General features: G+C 59.3%; 16 protein-coding genes. 6 read left to right on the top strand and 10 right to left on the bottom strand.

The annotated features are described in order from the left end of the window. Positions 1-52: 52 nt before the first annotated feature. Entirely contained in the window at positions 53-1,639 is a 1,587-nt protein-coding gene (gene ahpF / locus EHN06_RS19850) for an alkyl hydroperoxide reductase subunit F (RefSeq protein ID WP_127334199.1), read from the bottom strand. A 312-nt stretch (positions 1,640-1,951) separates the two neighbouring features. On the opposite strand from ahpF, the gene EHN06_RS19855 reads away from it, so the two are divergent. Both EHN06_RS19855 and EHN06_RS19860 read left to right on the top strand, forming a co-directional pair. Beyond that, the gene (locus tag EHN06_RS19855) at positions 1,952-2,863 is read left to right on the top strand and encodes a metal-dependent hydrolase (protein WP_127334200.1); all 912 of its coding nucleotides are present in this window, start codon (positions 1,952-1,954) and stop codon (positions 2,861-2,863) included. 155 nt (positions 2,864-3,018) lie between these two features. Then, positions 3,019-3,750 carry a DUF3581 domain-containing protein gene (locus EHN06_RS19860; protein ID WP_127334201.1) on the top strand — a complete coding sequence of 244 codons (732 nt, stop codon included), beginning with the start codon at positions 3,019-3,021 and terminating at the stop codon, positions 3,748-3,750. A gap of 60 nt (positions 3,751-3,810) precedes the next feature. Here EHN06_RS19860 and ahpC read toward each other — a convergent pair whose 3' ends face one another. Further along, positions 3,811-4,374, bottom strand: coding sequence for an alkyl hydroperoxide reductase subunit C (ahpC, locus tag EHN06_RS19865; protein ID WP_127334202.1), 564 nt, complete (start codon positions 4,372-4,374; stop codon positions 3,811-3,813). Between the two features lie 241 nt (positions 4,375-4,615). On the opposite strand from ahpC, the gene EHN06_RS19870 reads away from it, so the two are divergent. Continuing rightward, on the top strand, positions 4,616-6,733 hold the full coding sequence (locus EHN06_RS19870; protein ID WP_127334203.1) for a PQQ-dependent sugar dehydrogenase: 2,118 nt from the start codon (positions 4,616-4,618) through the stop codon (positions 6,731-6,733). A 24-nt stretch (positions 6,734-6,757) separates the two neighbouring features. Here the strand turns inward: EHN06_RS19870 and EHN06_RS19875 are convergent, their stop codons facing one another. From EHN06_RS19875 to EHN06_RS19900, 6 genes are all read right to left on the bottom strand, one after another. Next, positions 6,758-7,975 (bottom strand): BCCT family transporter, encoded by a 1,218-nt coding sequence (locus EHN06_RS19875; RefSeq protein WP_127334204.1) that lies wholly within the window; start codon positions 7,973-7,975, stop codon positions 6,758-6,760. 213 nt (positions 7,976-8,188) lie between these two features. Further along, positions 8,189-9,883, bottom strand: coding sequence for a choline dehydrogenase (gene betA, locus EHN06_RS19880; RefSeq protein WP_127334205.1), 1,695 nt, complete (start codon positions 9,881-9,883; stop codon positions 8,189-8,191). Between the two features lie 27 nt (positions 9,884-9,910). Continuing rightward, positions 9,911-11,386 (bottom strand): betaine-aldehyde dehydrogenase, encoded by a 1,476-nt coding sequence (gene betB, locus EHN06_RS19885; RefSeq protein ID WP_127334206.1) that lies wholly within the window; start codon positions 11,384-11,386, stop codon positions 9,911-9,913. Positions 11,387-11,395: 9 nt separating this feature from the next. Then, positions 11,396-12,043: a transcriptional regulator BetI gene (gene betI / locus EHN06_RS19890; protein WP_127334207.1), complete on the bottom strand. Its 648-nt coding sequence runs from the start codon at positions 12,041-12,043 to the stop codon at positions 11,396-11,398. Positions 12,044-12,294: 251 nt separating this feature from the next. Then, positions 12,295-12,507, bottom strand: a complete 213-nt coding sequence (locus EHN06_RS19895) for an acetyltransferase (protein ID WP_127334208.1) — start codon at positions 12,505-12,507, stop codon at positions 12,295-12,297. A 57-nt stretch (positions 12,508-12,564) separates the two neighbouring features. After that, entirely contained in the window at positions 12,565-13,446 is an 882-nt protein-coding gene (locus EHN06_RS19900; protein WP_127334209.1) for a DMT family transporter, read from the bottom strand. A gap of 143 nt (positions 13,447-13,589) precedes the next feature. Here EHN06_RS19900 and EHN06_RS19905 point away from each other — a divergent pair, with 143 nt between their 5' ends. Beyond that, positions 13,590-14,474, top strand: a complete 885-nt coding sequence (locus tag EHN06_RS19905; protein WP_127334210.1) for a helix-turn-helix transcriptional regulator — start codon at positions 13,590-13,592, stop codon at positions 14,472-14,474. On the opposite strand, the gene EHN06_RS19910 is transcribed toward EHN06_RS19905, so the two are convergent. Continuing rightward, positions 14,471-15,589: a histone deacetylase gene (locus EHN06_RS19910; protein WP_127334211.1), complete on the bottom strand. Its 1,119-nt coding sequence runs from the start codon at positions 15,587-15,589 to the stop codon at positions 14,471-14,473. The two genes, EHN06_RS19905 and EHN06_RS19910, sit on opposite strands and share 4 nt — an antisense overlap. A 303-nt stretch (positions 15,590-15,892) precedes the next feature. Here EHN06_RS19910 and EHN06_RS19915 point away from each other — a divergent pair, with 303 nt between their 5' ends. Continuing rightward, entirely contained in the window at positions 15,893-16,831 is a 939-nt protein-coding gene (locus EHN06_RS19915; protein ID WP_127334212.1) for a metal-dependent hydrolase, read from the top strand. A 52-nt stretch (positions 16,832-16,883) separates the two neighbouring features. Beyond that, positions 16,884-18,449, top strand: coding sequence for a flavin-containing monooxygenase (locus tag EHN06_RS19920; RefSeq protein ID WP_127334213.1), 1,566 nt, complete (start codon positions 16,884-16,886; stop codon positions 18,447-18,449). Here EHN06_RS19920 and yghU read toward each other — a convergent pair. Next, positions 18,422-19,294, bottom strand: coding sequence for a glutathione-dependent disulfide-bond oxidoreductase (gene yghU / locus EHN06_RS19925; protein WP_127334214.1), 873 nt, complete (start codon positions 19,292-19,294; stop codon positions 18,422-18,424). The two genes, EHN06_RS19920 and yghU, sit on opposite strands and share 28 nt — an antisense overlap. Positions 19,295-19,489 lie beyond the last annotated feature (195 nt).

A 19,489-nucleotide genomic window follows, 5' to 3' on the forward strand; every position in this document is an offset into this window, starting at 1 on the left:
TAAAAAAGGCAGGCCCGGAGGCCTGCCTTGCTCTCATCACGAGCTATAGTTATCAGGCTGCCTGATCGTCTGCATCCTCAGCCGAGTTGCGAATCAGGAAGTCAAAGGCACTCAAGGCGGCCTTGGAACCCTCCCCCATGGAAATCACAATCTGCTTGTAAGGCACCGTGGTGGCGTCGCCAGCCGCAAACACGCCGGGAATGGACGTTTCGTTGCGGTCATTGACGATGAGTTCGCCGTGCTGGCTCAGTTCAATATCGCCTTTCAGCCACTCGGTGTTGGGCACCAGGCCGATCTGCACGAACACGCCTTCCAGTGACACGTGATGGCTCTCACCGGTGTTGCGGTCAGTGTACTGCAGACCGTTCACCTTGCCATTCTCACCGGTGATTTCGGTGGTCTGGCCGGAGGTGATGATCTCCACGTTCTTCAGACTGCGCAGTTTCCTCTGCAACACCTCGTCCGCCCGCATCTCGGCGCCGAACTCGATCAGCGTGACATGGCCGACAATACCCGCCAGGTCGATCGCCGCTTCCACGCCGGAGTTGCCGCCACCGATCACCGCCACGCGCTTACCCTTGAACAGCGGGCCGTCACAGTGCGGGCAGTAGGCCACGCCCTTGTTGCGGTACTCTTCCTCGCCGGGCACGCCCAGCTGACGCCAGCGGGCACCGGTGGACAGAATCACCGTGCGGGATTTCAGGGAAGCACCGTTGGCCAGGCGCACCTCATGCAGGCCACCTTTGCGGCTGGCCGGAATCAGTTTCTCGGCACGCTGCATGTTCATGATGTCCACGTCGTATTCCGTCACGTGCTGCTCCATGGCGCTGACCAGTTTCGGACCCTCGGTATAGGTCACGGAAATCAGGTTCTCGATGCCCATGGTATCGGCAACCTGACCACCAAAGCGCTCGGCAGCAATACCGGTGGAAATCCCCTTACGGGCAGCGTAGATAGCGGCGGCCGAACCAGCCGGTCCGCCACCGATGACCAGTACTTCAAAGGCGTCTTTGCCGTTGATCTTTTCCGCTTCACGGGCATCGGAGTTGGTGTCCAGTTTGGCCACGATTTCTTCCAGCGTCATCCGGCCCTGGCCGAAAGATTCACCATTCAGGTATACGCTCGGCACCGCCATGACTTCGCGCTTCTCGACTTCGTCCTGGAACAGCGCACCGTCGATGGACGTATGCCGGATCTTTGGATTCAGCACGCTCATCAGGTTCAGGGCCTGAACCACATCCGGGCAGTTCTGGCAGGACAGGGAAAAGTAGGTCTCGAACTCGAACTCACCGTCCAGGGACTGGACCTGCTCGATCACCTCCCGGGAAGCCTTGGACGGGTGGCCGCCCACCTGCAGCAGTGCCAGAACCAGAGAGGTGAACTCGTGGCCCATGGGAATGCCGGCGAAACGAACACCAATATCGGTCCCTACGCGATTGATCGCAAATGATGGGCGGCGCACGTCCGGGTCTTCCTCAGTGCGCAGACTGATCTTCGCGGACATGGGCTCCAGCTCTTCCAGAAGCTCACGCAGCTCCTGGGATTTCGGGCCGTCATCGTACGCCGCAACCAGCTCAATCGGCTGCTGCAGCTTGTCCATGTAGGCTTTCAGCTGTTCCTTGATATTGGCATCCAACATGTAACGCGTCCTCTTTGGTTAACTTCGTGAAACTGAATGGACTGAATTGCGAATCGAATATGCGTGAAAGATACGGACTGATCGGCGAATGCTCAAATTAATTGATCCAAATCTTTTAATAGGGCATCCCTATATAACTTTCAAGGGCGCCGCAGCAGGCCCGTCCGGCAGCTCTTATGTTGTCCCTATCAGGCAACTCACCGTCCTGTTAGCCCCTGCATAGTTCGCTTCCGGCTTGCTACTTTGAAAAGCTGAATACAGAGAGGTTTGCCCGCCGGTTTATCTCCCGACCCCCGTAGCCGGAGAACACAAATGAAGGCAGAAACACGTCATAGCCTACAGCCACGACACGTTCAGTTTGATTTCAGCGAAACGCCCCTGTACTGGCTCAGGGATGATGCCTTTTCCACGCACATGATCAACGGCATTCATCTGTTGCTGCCAGAGGGCGAACTCTGGTTTTGCCGCGTCTACAACAAGGCATTGCCACTGGTGACGGACGACGACCTGCGGGCCGACGTGCAGGGATTTATCCGCCAGGAGGCGATCCATTCCCGCGCCCACAGCAAAGCCCAGGACTATCTGAGGGAACACGGGTTAAGCTTCGACGAATATCACCAACGGGTGGCCTGGTTGTTCCAGTCCCTGCTGGGCGAACATCCCCTCGGCCTCAAGAGCCTGGACCGCAAGGAATGGCGCAAACAATGGCTGGTCCTGCGGGTTGGTATCATCGCCGCCATCGAGCATTTCACCGGTGTACTCGGCCAATGGGCGATGGACAACACCAGTTGGGAAGAAAACGGCGACCCCGCCATGGTGGACCTGTTCAAATGGCATCTTGCCGAGGAAGTGGAACATCGCACGGTGGCCTTCGACCTGTTTGAGCACCTCTGCCAGACACAGCTGGGCTTTTACATCAGCCGACAGGCGTTAATGGCCCTGGTGTTTCCACTCTTCCTGTACTTCATTGCCGAAGGCGGGCGCACACTGTACCGCCAGGATCCCTCACCCAAGGTAAAACGCTTTGGTCGTATGAGCATGTTCAATATCTTCAGAGAGCTTGAGCGCGTAGGGAAGGATACCGGCAATGTGCCCACGTTCTCATTTCTGGTCAGGGCCACGTTCCGCTGGCTTGCACCTGATTTCCACCCCGTTCACGAAGGGGATACCCAGCAGGCACTGGATTACCTTGCCCGCTCCCCGGCAGCAAATCACGTCAGCTGAAATGAAAATCCCCGGAAAACCGGGGTTCGTCAGCAATCTGAGGAAGGCCATGCTTGGGGGCTTGACCAATAGCGAATACCCAACGGCGGCTTGTCAGCGTATCGTGTGCCAAGGACACCGAAACACCACTCTCTGGCACTCAGAATAGGCAACGCATGTTTCTAGATCGTTTCCACTCCGTCCAGGACGGGCACGTACATATCTCTGCGCCGCAGGCCAGTCAATTCGCCAAAGAGATCGCAGGGGACTTCAACCCCATTCATGATCCGGATGCCCGCCGCTTCTGCGTTCCCGGGGACCTGCTCTTCGCCATCATTCTGGCCCGTTTCGGACTCTCGCAAAACATGACCTTCCGATTCCGCAGCCTGCTGGGCGCAGACGTGCCATTACGGTTTGTGGAGACCGAGAGTGGCATTGACGTCTGCGATGACGCCGGCAAGGTCTATATCGAGGTGACGCGCAGTGGTGCCCGCACCGAGGACCAGCAGCTGATCGAGGATATTACCCGCGCCTACGTGGCCGCCTCCGGCAAGAACTTCCCCCACACCCTGAAACCGCTGATGGAGTCGAACGGGGTGATGTTCAATCCCGATCGCCCGATGGTCATGTACGAAAGCATGAGCCTGGCCCTGAACCACCTGGATCTGCCGTCGCCAGACCTCGAACTGAGCAACGCAACGCTGGATGCAGCCGGAAAGCGCGGCAACGTTCTACTGGAGTATCAGCTGACCGCCGACGGCAAGGCCGTGGGCGAAGTCACCAAGCGCCTTGTACTGAGCGGCCTGCGGCCTTACTGCCCGGATGCCATGGCCGGCGTCATCGAGGAGTTCTATCGCCTCAAGGCCCGAGGAACTACTGTTCCTCCAGACACAAAAAACCCCGGATAATCCGGGGTCTTTTGCATTGGCAGGCCGGTAAATGGGCCCGCCTGTGCGGTTACAACGATCTTAGATCTTGCCAACCAGGTCCAGGGAAGGAGCCAGGGTCGCTTCACCTTCTTTCCACTTGGCAGGGCAAACTTCGCCCGGGTTGTTGCGAACGTACTGGGCAGCTTTGACCTTGCGCAGCAGATCGTCGGCGTCACGGCCAATACCTTCAGCAGTGATTTCAACCGCCTGGATAATGCCATCCGGATCGATCAGGAAAGTAGCGCGGTCCGCCAGGCCCTGACCTTCACGCATCACACCGAAGTTGTTGGTGATGGTGCCAGTCTGGTCGCCAACCATGAAGTAGTTGATCTTACCGATGGTCTCGGAAGCGTCGTGCCATGCCTTGTGGGTGAAGTGAGTGTCAGTGGACACAGAGAACACTTCCACGCCCAGCTTCTGCAGCTCTTCGTACTTGTCTGCAACATCACCCAGCTCGGTCGGGCAAACGAAGGTGAAGTCGGCCGGATAGAAGAAGAAGACAGACCACTTACCTTTTACATCAGCTTCGGAGATTTCAACAAACTCGCCGCCCTTGAAGGCGGTGGCGTTGAACGGTTTGATCTCGCTGTTAACAATACCCATATAAATTAACTCCCGATTAATAGATTCAAGGGTTGATGAATGAACGGCGCCTAGGTTAATCAATCCAGGCACCAAGACAAAATTGATAATTCCCAAACCAGGGATAGGCTGAGCCTATTTCCAATGAGGGGGAGACGGAGCCTCCGTCCACCGGACTTTATGGAGACGGAACCGGGAAATTCAATCGTTCAAAGCCTCACGGATGAACTATTATTAGGGGTCTGAAGGGAGGACAGGGCCCATGCAACGATGTCTTCTGCTATTCATCTGCCTGGTGGTCACTGCCTGCGGCGGGGGCTCAGGAAGCAACTCCGGCGGAGAGACCATCGGCCTCTCCGAGCGCCCCGCTAATTCTGAATGCCTGGCTTTTGAGGGCTCGGGTGAGGTTCAGCTCACCCCCATAGCGCCTTCCCTCGACTTCAACTCGCCTTTGCTGATGTTACCCCATCCCACCGAGACCGGGATTTTCTACGTGGTTGAGCAGGGGGGAGCCATCTATCGTCTTGACCTGGCGACCGAGGGTCGGACCCAGTTGGCAGACCTCTCCGAGGCCTACTCGCTGAGTACATGCGGCGAGTGTGGGCTGCTGGGCATGGCGTTTGATCCGGCATTTTCCACCAACGGTTTTGTTTACCTGTCGTTCACCGAAAATACCAGTGCCGGCATGACGTCATTCGTCGCCCGCTTCGAGTCCGCCGACAATGGCCAGAGCCTGCGCCGGGATGGTACCGGGAATTTGCTGCGCAGCAATCTTGTGGAACAGCAACAGCCCTTCAACAACCACAACGGCGGCCATATTGCCTTTGGTCCTGACGGTCTGCTGTATGTGGGGCTCGGAGACGGGGGCAGCGCGAACGATCCTGGCAATCGGGCCCAGAGCCTGTCCACCTGGCTGGGCAAGATCCTCAGGCTCAACCCCGATGGCAGCCCGGCCAGCAACGGCATTCCCGGAGCACTGCCGGAGATCTATGCCTACGGTCTGCGCAATCCCTGGCGCTGGAGCTTCGATCGCGAGACGGGCGACCTGTGGGCCGGCGATGTTGGCCAGAACCGGTTCGAAGAAATCAGCCGGATTAACCTCGGCGGCAACTATGGCTGGCGCTGCTACGAAGGTTTTGAGCGCACCAGTAACAGTTGTGGCGACTCCCCCTCCGGCCCGTTTATCGAGCCGGTCACGGCCTATGGTCGCTCTGACGGCGTTTCCGTTACCGGAGGCTATGTTTACCGCGGCAACAACATTCCTGCCCTTCAGGGGGACTACCTGTTCTCCGATTTCGGTTCAGGAACCCTCTGGGCGCTGACCGAACAGCCGGACGGCGGCTTCGCCCGTCGCACCCTGCTGGAAACCGGCCGTAACGTCGCCTCCTTCGCGGAGGATACCGCCGGCGAACTGTACCTGGTGACCTTCTCCGGGCTGTTCCGGATTGACCCGGTGGCTGTCGAGTCCGAACTGCCACAGCAATTGTCCGACACCGGCTGCGTCCAGGCCAGCGCACCCTGGCAGCCGGCAGACGGGCTGATTCCATACACCGTTATCGAACCCTTCTGGTCCGACGGTGCCGATAAGACCCGTTACCTGGCACTTCCCGATGGCACCCGCATTACGGTCGATGACAGCGGCGATTTCGACTTGCCCAGAGGGTCGGTATTGGTGAAGAATTTCCTGCTGGGCCAGAGTCTGATTGAAACCCGCCTGTTCCTGCATAACGCCGATGGCAGCTGGTCCGGTTACAGCTACCAATGGAACGAGGCGGGTACCGACGCCGAACTGGTCGACGGCAGTCAGGACGTCGACGTGGGTGGCCAGATCTGGCATTACCCCTCGGCCGGCGAATGCAGTCTTTGCCACACCGCCGCAGCTGGTTTCAGCCTCGGCCTGGAGACCAGGCAACTGAACAGAGACTTCACCTACCCCCAGACAGGTGTTACCGCCAATCAGCTGGCAACCCTGGCGGGCATTGGTGTACTGAGTGAGCAACCAACCCCAGCCCAAAGGGAGCAGCGTCTGAGCCGGAGCACCGATGACAACGCACCGATCACCCCTCGGGCGCGCAGCTATCTGCACGCCAACTGCAGCCATTGCCACCGCCCGGGTGGCACCACCCAGAGTGCCATGGATCTGCGATTCACGACGCCGCTCAGTGACACCGGGGCCTGCGAAACACCCCCCGGCAACGGCGACCTGGGCCGAACCGGCGCCCAACTGCTGACACCCGGAGACGCGGACAACTCACTGCTGTATCTGAGAATGATCTCCGAGCGCGAATTCCGCATGCCCCCGATCAGCACCCTTCAGGAGGACACCCAGGGTGCCCAGCTGGTGGCGGACTGGATCAATCAGCTGGACAGCTGCAATTGATCCAGGCCGGTTCTGCCAGCCGGATTAACCAGCCAGTTCAATCTTGCGGAAGTCGAGAATATTCTCTTTCGGTGACGACTTGATGGTCATCACCTCCACCCGCTTCTTCGCCAGGATGTAGGCAAAGCAGGCAAAGTACAGGGCGATAACCAGGGCACCCACCCACTGGATTCTCAGGAAATCCAGCTGGAACAGCATGGTCAGGCCCACCATCGCCAGGAAGTTGAACACCACATAGTTCGCCCTGCCCAGGCGCTGGGCCGTCATATTCAGGTTATCGGTGTAGAGCCGGATCAGGGAATCCAGCGAGTTCACCACCATCAGCACCCCCACGGTAATCATCGCCAGATTGGTGAAGGCCGCAATCTGCAGGCCCTCGGCGTGATAATGGTAGAGCACCGAGAACCACACACCGATGGCGATGGACGGTACCACCAACATGGCGATCAACAGCTGCCAGGTCCGGATACCGCTGACGAAACGGGCGGTGAACTGGCCGATCATGATGCTCCAGGCGAACCACCAGAACAGGTAGAACTCGTGGTAGTCATTGATCGGCAACGCAAACTGGTGGATGTTGGTGAAATACTCGCCCAACAGTCCGGCCGTGCCAAGGAAATCCGCCGGCGACCCCTCGCCCAGCACAAACGCCCGGAACCACATACCGACAATCAGGGTGATGAACAACACACTGGAGCCCAGGCTGAGAATACGCACGTACTTGATCTTCGAGCTGGAATAGACCGCCAGGCCAATGGCAGCAAACACAATGAAGTAAAACGCCGGCACGACGGACTCACCGTCACCGAGTTGCGGGAGGTACCAGGGCAGGTTCACCAACAGCAGGTAGGCTGTGAAGGCACAGGTGCCGATGATCACCACATTGTTGACGACCTTGACCAGCGGTATCTCGAAAAACTGCACCCGCGGTTCAATGATCGCGAAGTAGAAGCAGGTCAGGAAATAGAAGCCCCAGATCAGGAAGGCCCAGAACCCGAATTCAATCGCCAGCGGATTGGCAAAACCGTACTCGGGACTCGCCGAAAGATCGCCATAACCGCCGAATTCAGTCAACGGGAACATGATCAGCCCCACATCCAGCCCGGAGGTGAACAGGATAGCGATAAAAGTGAAAGTACGAACCGGCGTGACGCCGATGCACTTGATATCCCACCATTTGTACAGAATCAGGGCAATGGCGGCGAAGGTAAAAATCAGGCCGGTGGATAACCAGAGTGTCATGCGCTGCACCTCCGGTTGTTTTTCATCATTACAGTGAACAGCATGGGTGTTCCTCCTCTACTTTGTAAGCGCTGCTTCTTTCGAATCGGACACAAACCCAGGACTTGCCTATCCGGCGCCCAGGAACGGCGGGATGCCGTTGCGCTGATAGGGAAATCCTGAGGGCTTGCAAAACCCCGGGCGCATTGCACGCCCGGGTGGGATGACGACGCGCTAACCCAGCGCGCGCTTTGCCTGTCCCGGTCGCTGCCGCCCCTGCCACTGGTCATCCATCACCACAGGCGCGTCAGAAGGTTGCAGGGGCTCCCTGCCCCGGATCAGATCGGCTGCCCGCTCGGCCACCATGATGGTGGGCGCGTTCAGGTTGCCGTTGGGTATGGTCGGGAAGATGGACGAGTCCACCACCCGCAGATTCTTGATGCCGTGAACCCGGGTATGCGGGTCCACCACCGCCAGCTCGTCGGTGCCCATCTTGCAGGAGCAGGACGGGTGATAGGCGCTCTCCACCGCCTGACGGACAAAGGCGTCAATTTCCTCGTCGCTCTGAACGTCGATGCCGGGCTGGATCTCGGCGCCACGGTACTCGTCCATCGCCGGCTGGCCGATGATTTCCCGGGTCAGACGCACGCAGTCACGGAAGCCTTCGCGGTCGGCCTCATGCTCCAGATAGTTAAAGCGAATGGTCGGCGCCTGTTTCGGGTCCGCCGACTGCACGTGGACAAAGCCCCGGCTTTTCGGCTTGTTATGGCCGATATGCAGCTGGAAGCCGTCACCATCAAACGCTTCCTTGCCGTCGTAGCGCATGGCTGCCGGCAGGAAATGGTATTGCAGATCCGGCCACTCAACCCCCGCCTTGGAACGGATAAAGCCGCAGGATTCAAAATGGTTGGTGGCCCCGAGACCGTCCTTGCGCAGAATCCAGCGCACGCCGATCTTCAGCTTGTTCCACCAGTCCAGCTTGCCGTTGAGAGAGACCGGCTGCTTGCAGCGGAACTGGAAATAGAATTCCAGGTGATCCTGCAGGTTCTCGCCCACGCCGGGCAGTTCATGCTGCACCTCGATGCCGGCGTTCTCCAGCACCTCGCGCTTGCCGATGCCTGAGAGCTGCAACAGGTGGGGCGAGCCAATGGAGCCGGCGCACAGGATCACCTCTTCGGCGGCTTTTGCCTCATGGATCTTGCCGCCCTGCTCATAGCGAACGCCCGTGGCGGTTTTGCCGTCCTTACCCTCTAAAAGCACCTTGTGCACCAGGGCGTGGGTCACCACCGTCAGGTTATCCCGCTCCATGGCCGGGCGCAGATAGGCGTTGGCGGTGGACCAGCGACGGCCATTCTTGACGGTCATGTGCATGGCGCCGAACCCTTCCTGCTGGGCGCCGTTGTAATCCCCGGTCTCGAAGTAGCCGGCATCCGCTCCCGCCTTGATGAAGGCTTTGTAGAGCGGGTTCTGCATGTTGTTGCCGTTGTTCACGCCCAGCGGGCCCTTGCCGCCCCGGTAGTCATCGCCACCAAAGGCCCAGGTTTCCGCTTTCTTGAAGTACGGCAGAACCTGCCGGTAATTCCAGCCTTCCGCGCCTTCGGATTCCCACTCGTCGAAATCCCGGGCGTGGCCACGGACGTAGACCATGCCGTTGATGGACGACGAACCACCCAGCACCTTGCCCCGGGGGCAATGCATGCGGCGATTGTCCAGGTACGTCTCCGGCTCGGATTCAAACTGCCAGGCGTACTTTTTGGTGTTCATGGGAATGGACAGGGCGGTGGGCATCTGGATAAAGATGCTTTTGTCGCTGCCCCCGGTTTCCAGCAGCAGCACCCGGTGGCGCGCGTCCTCGGTAAGCCGGTTGGCCAGTACGCAACCGGCCGAACCCGCACCCACAATGATGTAGTCGTATCGGTTTTCTGTCATATGCGTTCTCCTCGGTGGCCTGCGGGCTTAAAACGGCGCGTCGATGTCTTCCATCCCCACGTACACCGACTTGATCTGGGTGTAGTGGGAAAGGGTCTCGCGCCCGTTTTCGCGGCCGATGCCGGAGAGTTTGTAGCCACCCACCGGCATTTCCGCCGGGGAGGCGCCGTAGCTGTTGATCCAGCAGATACCGGCCTGGATCTGGTGAATCACCCGGTGGGCGCGACGGATGTCGTTGGTGAACACGCCGGCAGCCAGACCGGTATCGGTGTGGTTGGCCCGGGCAATCACCTCGTCCTCATCGGAGAACGTCAGCACTGACATCACCGGCCCGAAGATTTCTTCCTTCACGATGGTCATATCGTCGGTGCAGTCGGTGAAGATAGTCGGCTCCACGAAATAGCCACCTTTGGAGTCTTCGGGATCAAAGGCCCGGCCGCCGTGGCTCAGGGTAGCGCCCTCGGCGAGTCCTTTGGCGATGTAATCCAGCACCAGATCCCGGTGTTTTTCGGAGATCAGGGCACCGAAGTTGGTGTCCGGGTTCATCGGGTCACCGGGTTTGATGTTGTTGCGGGTGCGTTCCAGCAGGCGGTCCATAAAGCGCGGGTAGATGTCTTCATGGACAAACACCCGGGTCCCGTTGGTGCAGATCTCGCCCTGGGTATAGAAGTTGCCCACCATTGCGGCGGAGACGGCGTTCTCCAGATCCGCGTCATCAAAGATGATCAGCGGTGACTTGCCGCCCAGTTCCATGGTGACGTCTTTCAGGGTGGTTGCTGCCGCTGCCATCACCTTCTTGCCGGTCTCCACTTCGCCGGTAAAGGACACCTTGGCAATCTCCGGATGATGAGTCAGCCACTGGCCGACGTCCGCCGCGCCCTGCACCACGTTGAACACGCCCGCAGGCACACCGGCTTCGATAAAGATTTCCGCCAGCTTCACCGCCCCCATCGGCGTTTCCTCCGACGGCTTGAAGATCATTGCGTTGCCGCAGGCCAGCGCCGGTGCGGACTTCCAGCAGGCTATCTGGATTGGGTAATTCCAGGCGCCGATACCGGCGCAGATCCCCAGCGGTTCACGGCGGGTGTAATAGAAATCACCGCCCAGGTCCTGCTGATTGCCCTCAATGGACGGTGCCAGGCCGGCAAAGAATTCGATGGCGTCAGCGCCGGTCACCACATCCACCGCTTCCGCTTCCTGCCAGGGTTTGCCGGTGTCATTCACTTCCACCGCCGCCAGCTCGTCGTTGCGCTCACGGAGCAGCGCCACGGCCTTCAGCAGAATCCGGCTGCGCTCAATAGCGGTCATCGCGGACCACTCGGAAAAACCCGCGCGGGCACTTTCGATGGCCGCCTGCTGCACCGACTCGTCGGCCACCTCCACCTCGTAGATCACCTGGCCGGTGGCCGGGTTCACCACCGGGAAGGTTTCACCGGTGCTGTTGGCCAGAAAACGCCCATGCACGAAATTTTGAACAACGGGAACAGATGCGGATGCAGACATAGTCAGTGGTTAACCTCGGTTCAGTGTCTTCAGGCCTTGTGGGCCATTCGAATTAAAGTGATGCTCAGGCCCGGCCTGGGCCAGTGTCTCGTGGACGAATTTCTTGCAGAGCCGCTCGCCGGCCTCGAAGCTCTCGAGCGGGTCCAGGCTCAGGGCGCTGCGCAGCCAGAAGCCGTCGATCAGTGCTGCGGTTTGCCGCGCGGCTTCCGTCGCAGCTTCGGGCGCAAGCACCTGGGCAAAGGAATAACGCAGGTTGCTGTACAGCCGCGCGTTGTTGATCTGCTGCAGACGCTGGAGGCCGGGCTCATGCATGGAGCGCGCCCAGAAGCTCAACCAGGTTTTGGCCGCCAGCGCTGAGCGCTGGAACTCGGAAAAGTTCGATTCGATGATGCAGTTCAGCCGCTGCTCGGGAGAGCCGTCGGTCTTTGCCATGCGCTCCCGCAATTCCTTACCCAGTTGATCCAGCAGGTATCTCAACGCGGCTTCAATCAAACCCTGCTTGCCACCGAAATAATGGCTGATGATGCCCGAGGACATTCCCGCCCGCTTGCTGATGCTCACAATGGTGGTGTTCTGCATCCCCAGTTCGGCGATGGACTCCATGGTGGCATCGATCAACTGCTGCTTTCGTGTGTCTTTAACTCCAACAATCGGCATGGCGACTTCGCTGTTTTCCGGCCCAAGGTTTATTAATTGAACGTTCAATTAAAATAAAGGCTACAGAAATGATGAGGGGGTTTCAACTTTTGGCGGTTAAAAAGTAAACAGGGGTTGTCGGATTACGCTGCGCTCATTGTGCCGTTCACCGGTAAATCCGACCTACGGGGGTAGGGAATATCTCGGGGGGCTTCCACACGCTGACATTAACGTAGGTCGGATCAGGCGAAGCCGTAATCCGACACACCATCTCACTTCTTCAGCCGATAATTCGGATCAGTCCAGCATTTCGGCAAAGCCTCACCGGAAGGAAATCCCAGCTCCGACTTTTCATAGAACTCCGGATCCTGGGCTTCCTCACCGTATTGCATGCTGCCCTTGATGCGGGTTTTGTGGGGGTCGAACAGGGCCTGGGTATCCAGCACTTCAATCAAATGGCCGGTGTATTTTTCTGCTACAAACATAGCGCCCTCCTGTCTCTATCAGAAAGAGTAGCCCCAAAACCACAAATACGACAGCGATTACGCCAGCCTCGCTGTCGCCCGGGGTTTGCGGAACAGCACATAGTTACCAAGGATCGCCAGGCAGGCCCCCGCAAGCGCGGTACCACTCCAGACAAACCCCTCCAGCCAGGTCGACACACTCAGGGCCACCACCGGGAACAGCACGGTGGCGTAGCCCGCCTTGTCGGCTCCCAGCTCACGGATCACCGTGATGTAGCTGAAAAACGCCACGATCGACCCGGGAATCGCGAGGAACAGGGTCGCGCCCCAGAACGTTGCCCCCTGCGGCATCACCCATTCAACACCGTTCACCAGGCACCAGACCCCCAGCGCAACAGCGCCGTAGAACATCGCCCAGGCATTGCCCGCCAACAAGGGAATATTTTCCTCGCGGACCTTCAGGCTGAGCAGGTTGCCCAGGGAAAACCAGAAGGTACCTGCCGCGGCAAACAGCAGCGCGGGAAGCGTGGCATTGCCGATCTGCAGATCGTGCCAGAACAACAGGGCAACACCGGAGATGCCCAGGGTCACCGCCGGATAGATCCGGGGATTGGGACGAATACCCATGAACAGCCGACCGTTGAAGGCGTTGAACAGCGCCGCCAGGGAAAACACCACCGCCAGCAGGCCGCTGGTCATGTTTTCCGCCGCCCGATAGATCAGCAGGAAATTGATGCTGTAAAGTGTTAGCCCCTGCAATACAAGCCAGCCATGTTGCCGCACCGTGAACCGGGGTAACCGTCGCAACAGCGCCAGCCCGCCAAGGGCCACCGTGGCGGCCAGGACAAAGCGATAGAACACCGAGAGATCCACCGCCGCAGATTCCACCTGTAGGCGAATCGCGGTCCAGGTAAGGCCCCAGATCAGAACGGTCAGGGCATAATGAGCACTGATGGGCATGGCGGCATTCTCCTTTATAGTGTCCGGGAACTCCGAAGATTAGCCAGCCGGCAACCCAATGACTTGTCAGATCCTGGCAAAGGGTGGAAGATTCTTGCGGTAGTGAGGAAGAAAAGTGACGGACACATCGGGAGCCGAACGGAATGGCCACAGGCCGGGATGACACCAGAGACATTGTTACGGCGCTCACCGCAGCCGGCGCGGCGCCCCGTCGCGTGCTGGAACTGAACGACGGCCGCGCCCTGGCTCACTGGCACAATCACCACGGCGAAGCCCGCTATGAACGCCCCCGCCATCACGCGCTCAGCATCTACACCCGGGGCGGCGAGCATACCACCCGGCAGGTGAACGGCCAGGCCGTCAGCCACGGCTTTCCCGGCGCAGTCTGCCTGTTTCCGGCCGGCAGCCAGTCACTGTGGCGCATCGACGGCCCGTTTGAATTCCTGCACTTCTATTTTACCGACCAGGACCTGCACCGCTGCGTCGAGAGTACCTGGGACCGGGAACCCGCGGCCCTGCAACTTGGGGAACGTTACCAGATCGAGGATGACATCATCGCGCAGACCGGGCGCCTGCTGGAAATGAGTGAATGGGACACCGCCAGCCAGTCCCTGGCGATGGATCATCTGGCACACTGGCTGATCGTCCAGATTGCCGGCCGTTACGGTGCCCGTGACCTGCCGGCGCCGGCCATTCGCGGGCAATTTTCCCGCCCGCAGCAACGCCTGCTGACCAACCGGATCGACGAATCCCTGGCCTGTCCCCTGGACCTGGCCACCATGGCCGGCTGGCTCAACCTCAGTCCCTACCATTTCGCCCGACTGTTCCGCGCCAGCTTCGGGCTGGCACCCTATCAGTACGTTCAGGAGCAGCGGCTGCTGCGGGCCAGACGATTGCTGCAGCACCCGTCCGCCAAAATCACGGCGATCGCGCTTGAGTGCGGCTTTGGAGATTCCAGCCAGTTTTCACGGGCATTCCGGCGACGCTTTGGTGAGTCGCCGTCCGAGTATCGGGGCCGGCAGACTTAGTCCGTATCATCGTCGGTAAAGGCACTGCGATGAAATTCAATGGCCCGTTCCACCTCTTCCATACCGCAAACCTTAAGATCAGGCACCGAACCGCCTGCCAGCACCTTCAACACGGATTGGACCCCATGGGACAGGGACTCCGTGTTATACCCCCCTTCCAGAACACACACCAGCCGGCCATCACAATGCCGCCGGGCCAGAGTCTGCACCACGCTGGTCATGGCCGCGAAACCTTCGTAACTGACGTTCATCGCAAGATCATACCAGTGGGCATCGAAGCCCGCCGACACCAGGATCAGGTCCGGTTTGAAGTAATCCGCCGCCGGCACCACGATCTCCTGCAGCGCACGGAAATACGCCACATCGCCGGCCCCGCCGGGCAAAGGGATATTTACCGTGGTGCCCTCGCCAAGGCCGGCGCCCACATCCTGCAGCGCACCCGACCCCGGATAGAAGGGCGCCGCCCGATGCAGGTCAATGAACATGACATCGGGGTCGGCCCAGAAGATGTCCTGGGTACCGTTGCCATGGTGGGCATCCCAATCCAGGATCAGCACCCGCTCACAACCCAATACCGCCTGGGCATGGGCCGCGGCAACCGCCACGTTGTTGAACAGGCAGAATCCCCTCGCCCGCACCGGTTCAGCATGGTGTCCCGGCGGTCGCACCACGGCAAATGCACTGTCCGTCTTACCAGCGACCACCGCTTCCACGGCGGCGATGGCGGTACCCGCAGCCACCTCAGCCGCTTCGATACTGCCCGGCGACACTGCGGTGGTATCGACATCCAGCCAGGCGCTTTTGTCCCTCAGCGAGAAGATATCTTCCAGGTAGGACAGGGTGTGAACACGGGCCAACTGCTCCCGCGTTGCGGTCTTCCCACCAGCGAACGCCACCCCGGGAATCGGCTCCCGTTTGAGGAGGTCCATGATGGCTGCCAGTCGACCGGGATGTTCGGGGTACTTCCATTGCACATTAAGGCCGGCCAGGATCGTGCGAACCCGCTTGTCCAGTCGCCCCGGCAGGAAAGCGGCGTTCACATCCGGGAAGTGGTTGAGAACCCGCTCATCGTAAAACACGGTGACCAGCGTTTTTTCCGCCACACGACCCTCCATTTGTCCGGCACATGGGGCGGCCCTGAAACAATCCAGAGCCTAGACAAAGCATAGTCACAAAGCCCGAAAACACACACCGCCGGTCACAAACCTCTGATACCGGCAGGGCAAAATCCGAACAAGCATTCGTATTGTTGTCTTTTCCACCCGGTTGCCGGTGGAAAACTGCCGCCATCACCGTCTCCCGTGTCCCCTCGGGTTCCGAATTGAACCCGAACAATTAGTCGCTTTAGTCTTCTACCCTGACAAATGCTTTAGCCACGCGGCTCACAACCGTGATCCCGGCACCCAAGGAAACCCACCATGACCACTGCAACCGCCGAAAAACTCGATTCCGTAACAACACCAGCGGAAGCGCCAAAGGCTGACGTGCCGATCCGGCACATGAAGTTCGACTTCAATGCCAAGGATGCCGATCCTAACTTTTACCTGAACACCGAACTGGCGTCCGCCTACTTCGAGGCCCTCTCGATCTTTCTGACCTATGGCGAAGATCTGGTCATCGAGACCGCCCGTTACCATCGCGATTTCCTCAAGGACCCGGTGCTGAAACAGCGGGTGACGTCCCTGATCGGCCAGGAAGCGCTGCATTCCAAGGTGCACGAGGAATGGAACGAAGTCTTGAAGGAACACCGCTTTCCAGTGACCATCTACCGTTTTCTCGCCGAGAACGTCTTCAATTACGGCTTCCGACGGTTTCCGCAACCGCTGCAACTCTCGCTGATGGCCGGCATCGAACATTTCACCGCCGTGCTGGCGGAATTCATGATGAAGCACGAAGACAACTTCTTTCACAGTGAGGATGAGAAACAGCGCGGCCTGTGGATGTGGCACATGCTGGAGGAGTCCGAGCACAAGGACATCGCCTACGATGTCTTCCAGCAACTCTCGGGCAACTATGCGTTGCGTGTCAGCGGGTTTGCGCTGGCGCTGATCACCATCTGGTTCCTGGTTCCCCTGGGCGGCGTACTGATTCCGTTTATCCGCCGACCACGCAACCTGATCAGTCTGCGGTTCTGGAAGGATGCCAAGCGCAGCCTGGACCTGCTGATCGGCCGCGGGGATGGCGTCTATGGCAGCACCCTTGGCCATGTGTTTGATTACCTGCGCCCGGGATTCCACCCCAACGATCACGACACGTCCGAGTATCTCGCCTACTACAAAGAACGCCTGCTCAACCCGGAGACCGGCCTGCTGGCCCCCTACCTGCTCAAGGAAATCATCCCTCCGGTCCGGGCGTAAACCCGGAGCGGCAGGTTCTTCTAACAACAGAATTCAAAGACGGTCACAACACATGGCAACTTCAAACACCCAGCCCTCCGCCGCGGACACGATCTACGACAGCTTTATTGTCGGCGCGGGTATTTCCGGGCTGGCCACGGCAATCAAGCTGAAGAAAACCGGCTACCATAATTTCAAGATCATCGAGAAGGCCGGCCGCGTCGGTGGCACCTGGCGGGAAAACACCTATCCCGGCTGTGGCTGCGATGTGCCGTCCTCACTCTATTCCTACTCGTTTGCGCCGAGCAGCCAGTGGAGCAACCTGTTTGCCAAGCAGCCGGAAATTCTGGATTACCTGGAAAACGTCAGCGACGACTTCGGCATCACCCCGCTGATCGAGTTCAACAACGAGCTGCATCGCGCCGCCTGGGATGACGAACGTCATCTCTGGCAACTGGACACCAGCAACGGCCAGTACCTTTCGAAAACCGTGGTCTTCGCCACCGGCCCGATCACCGAATCAAAAATCCCGGCGATTCCGGGACTGGAAACCTTCAAGGGCGAGATGTTCCACTCCGCCCGCTGGAATCACGATTACGACCTGACCGGCAAGCGTATTGCGGTCATCGGTACCGGCGCCTCGGCCATTCAATTCGTGCCCCGGATCCAGCCGCAGGCCGGAGAGCTCCACGTCTTCCAGCGCACGGCGCCCTGGGTACTGCCCAAGCCCGACATGCAACTGGGCGATACCAGCAAACAGGTGATTGACCGCTTCCCGGCAATCCAGAGTACCTGGCGCAAGGCCGTGGCCGGCTCGCTGAATGTGATCAACTTCGGCCTGCGCAACCCGACCTTCCTGAAGCCGGTCAATGTGGCCGCCCGACAACTGCTCAAGCTTCAGATTCAGGATCCGGAACTGCGCAAGGCGGTGACCCCGAACTTCGACATCGGCTGCAAGCGCATCCTGTTTGCCAACGACTATTACGACGCCCTGCAGGCGGACAACACCTCGCTGATTCCCAGCGGGCTGGTGAAAGTGGAAGGCAACACGGTCATCGCCGCCAATGGCGAACGCCGCGACGTGGATGTGATTATCTGGGGTACCGGGTTCGACGTCTCCCACCCGCCTATCGGCAACAAGGTGTTCAACGCCGATGGCGAGCGCTGGGCCGACCTGTGGAAGAACAGTTCGCCGGAAGCCTACCTGGGCACCACCCTGGAGAATTCCCCCAACGCCTTTCTGATCCTGGGGCCCAACGTGCTGGTGTACGACTCGTTTATCCGGCTGGCGGAGGCGCAGCTCGACTACATCATTGACGGTCTGTGGAAGATCAGGGAAAAGCGCATCAGCAAGCTGAGCATCAAACGCTCGGTGCTGAAACAGCACAACCAACGGGTGCAGAAGAACCTGCAAACCACCGTCTTCAACGCCGGTGGCTGCAGCAGTTACTACCTGGACCAGAACGGCCGCAACTTCGCCGCCTGGCCCTGGTCACTGAGCGCCCTGAAGCGCCGGCTGAACGTGTTCAGGCTGAAAGATTACGACGTGGAATACGCCCAAAAAGCCAGTGTTCACGCCCTGTCTGACCAGCCCCTGAAGCGGGCAGCGGTTCAGGAAGAGGTTTCCAGCTTGTCCTGAGTGCGGAGCTCGAAATCACTGGCGTCGTGCCGCTCATGGAGCTGGCTCGACGGCTCGCCCCAGGCCCGGTTGACCATGCGGCCACGCTGAACAGCCGGGCGCTTGGCGATTTCATCGGTCCAGCGGACCACGTTGGTGTAGGTGTGGGCCTCGAGGAATTCCGCCGCCTCGTAGACCTTGTTCTTCACCAACGCCCCGTACCAGGGCCAGATCGCCATATCGGCAATGGTGTATTCATCACCGGCAATGTACGGACGGTCCGCCAGCTGACGATCCAGCACATCCAGTTGGCGCTTCACTTCCATCGCGTAGCGGTTGATCGGGTATTCGTACTTCTCCGGGGCGTAGGCGTAGAAGTGACCAAAGCCGCCACCCAGCAACGGCGCACTGCCCATCTGCCAGAACAGCCAGTTCATGCATTCGGCACGACCGGCAACGTCCCTCGGCACGAAGGCGCCAAACTTCTCCGCGAGATACAGCAGAATCGACCCTGACTCGAACAACCGCACCGGCGGGTTAGTGCTGTAGTCCATCATCGCCGGAATCTTGGAGTTCGGGTTCACCTTCACAAAGCCACTGCCGAACTGGTCTCCCTCGGTAATCCGGATCAGGTGAGCGTCGTACTCCGCCCCCTCAAACCCCAGGGCCAACAGCTCTTCCAGCATCACCGTGACCTTCACGCCATTGGGTGTGGCCAGGGAATACAGCTGCAACGGATGCTTGCCCACCGGAAGCTCCTTGTCATGGGTCGGACCGGCAATGGGACGATTGATGTTGGCAAACGCACCGCCGCTGGCGGAGTCCCATTTCCAGACTTTCGGTGGGGTGTAGGTGTTATCAGTCATACATCTGGTCCTGTCTGGTTCATTCATGTGAATTGGTCATTGATCAATTTACGCTGGGCCCATCATATTGTATTTCACGAGTTCCTGCGTCCACCCCCCTCCCGCTTCGCGGTCAGGCACTGACGGTTTCGTGCCGGCAACATTGTATAACCCGTCCCATCCATGGAATATGAAGCACAATACTGTCCTAACGAA

Source organism: Marinobacter sp. NP-4(2019) (genome assembly GCF_003994855.1).
Lineage (GTDB): Bacteria > Pseudomonadota > Gammaproteobacteria > Pseudomonadales > Oleiphilaceae > Marinobacter.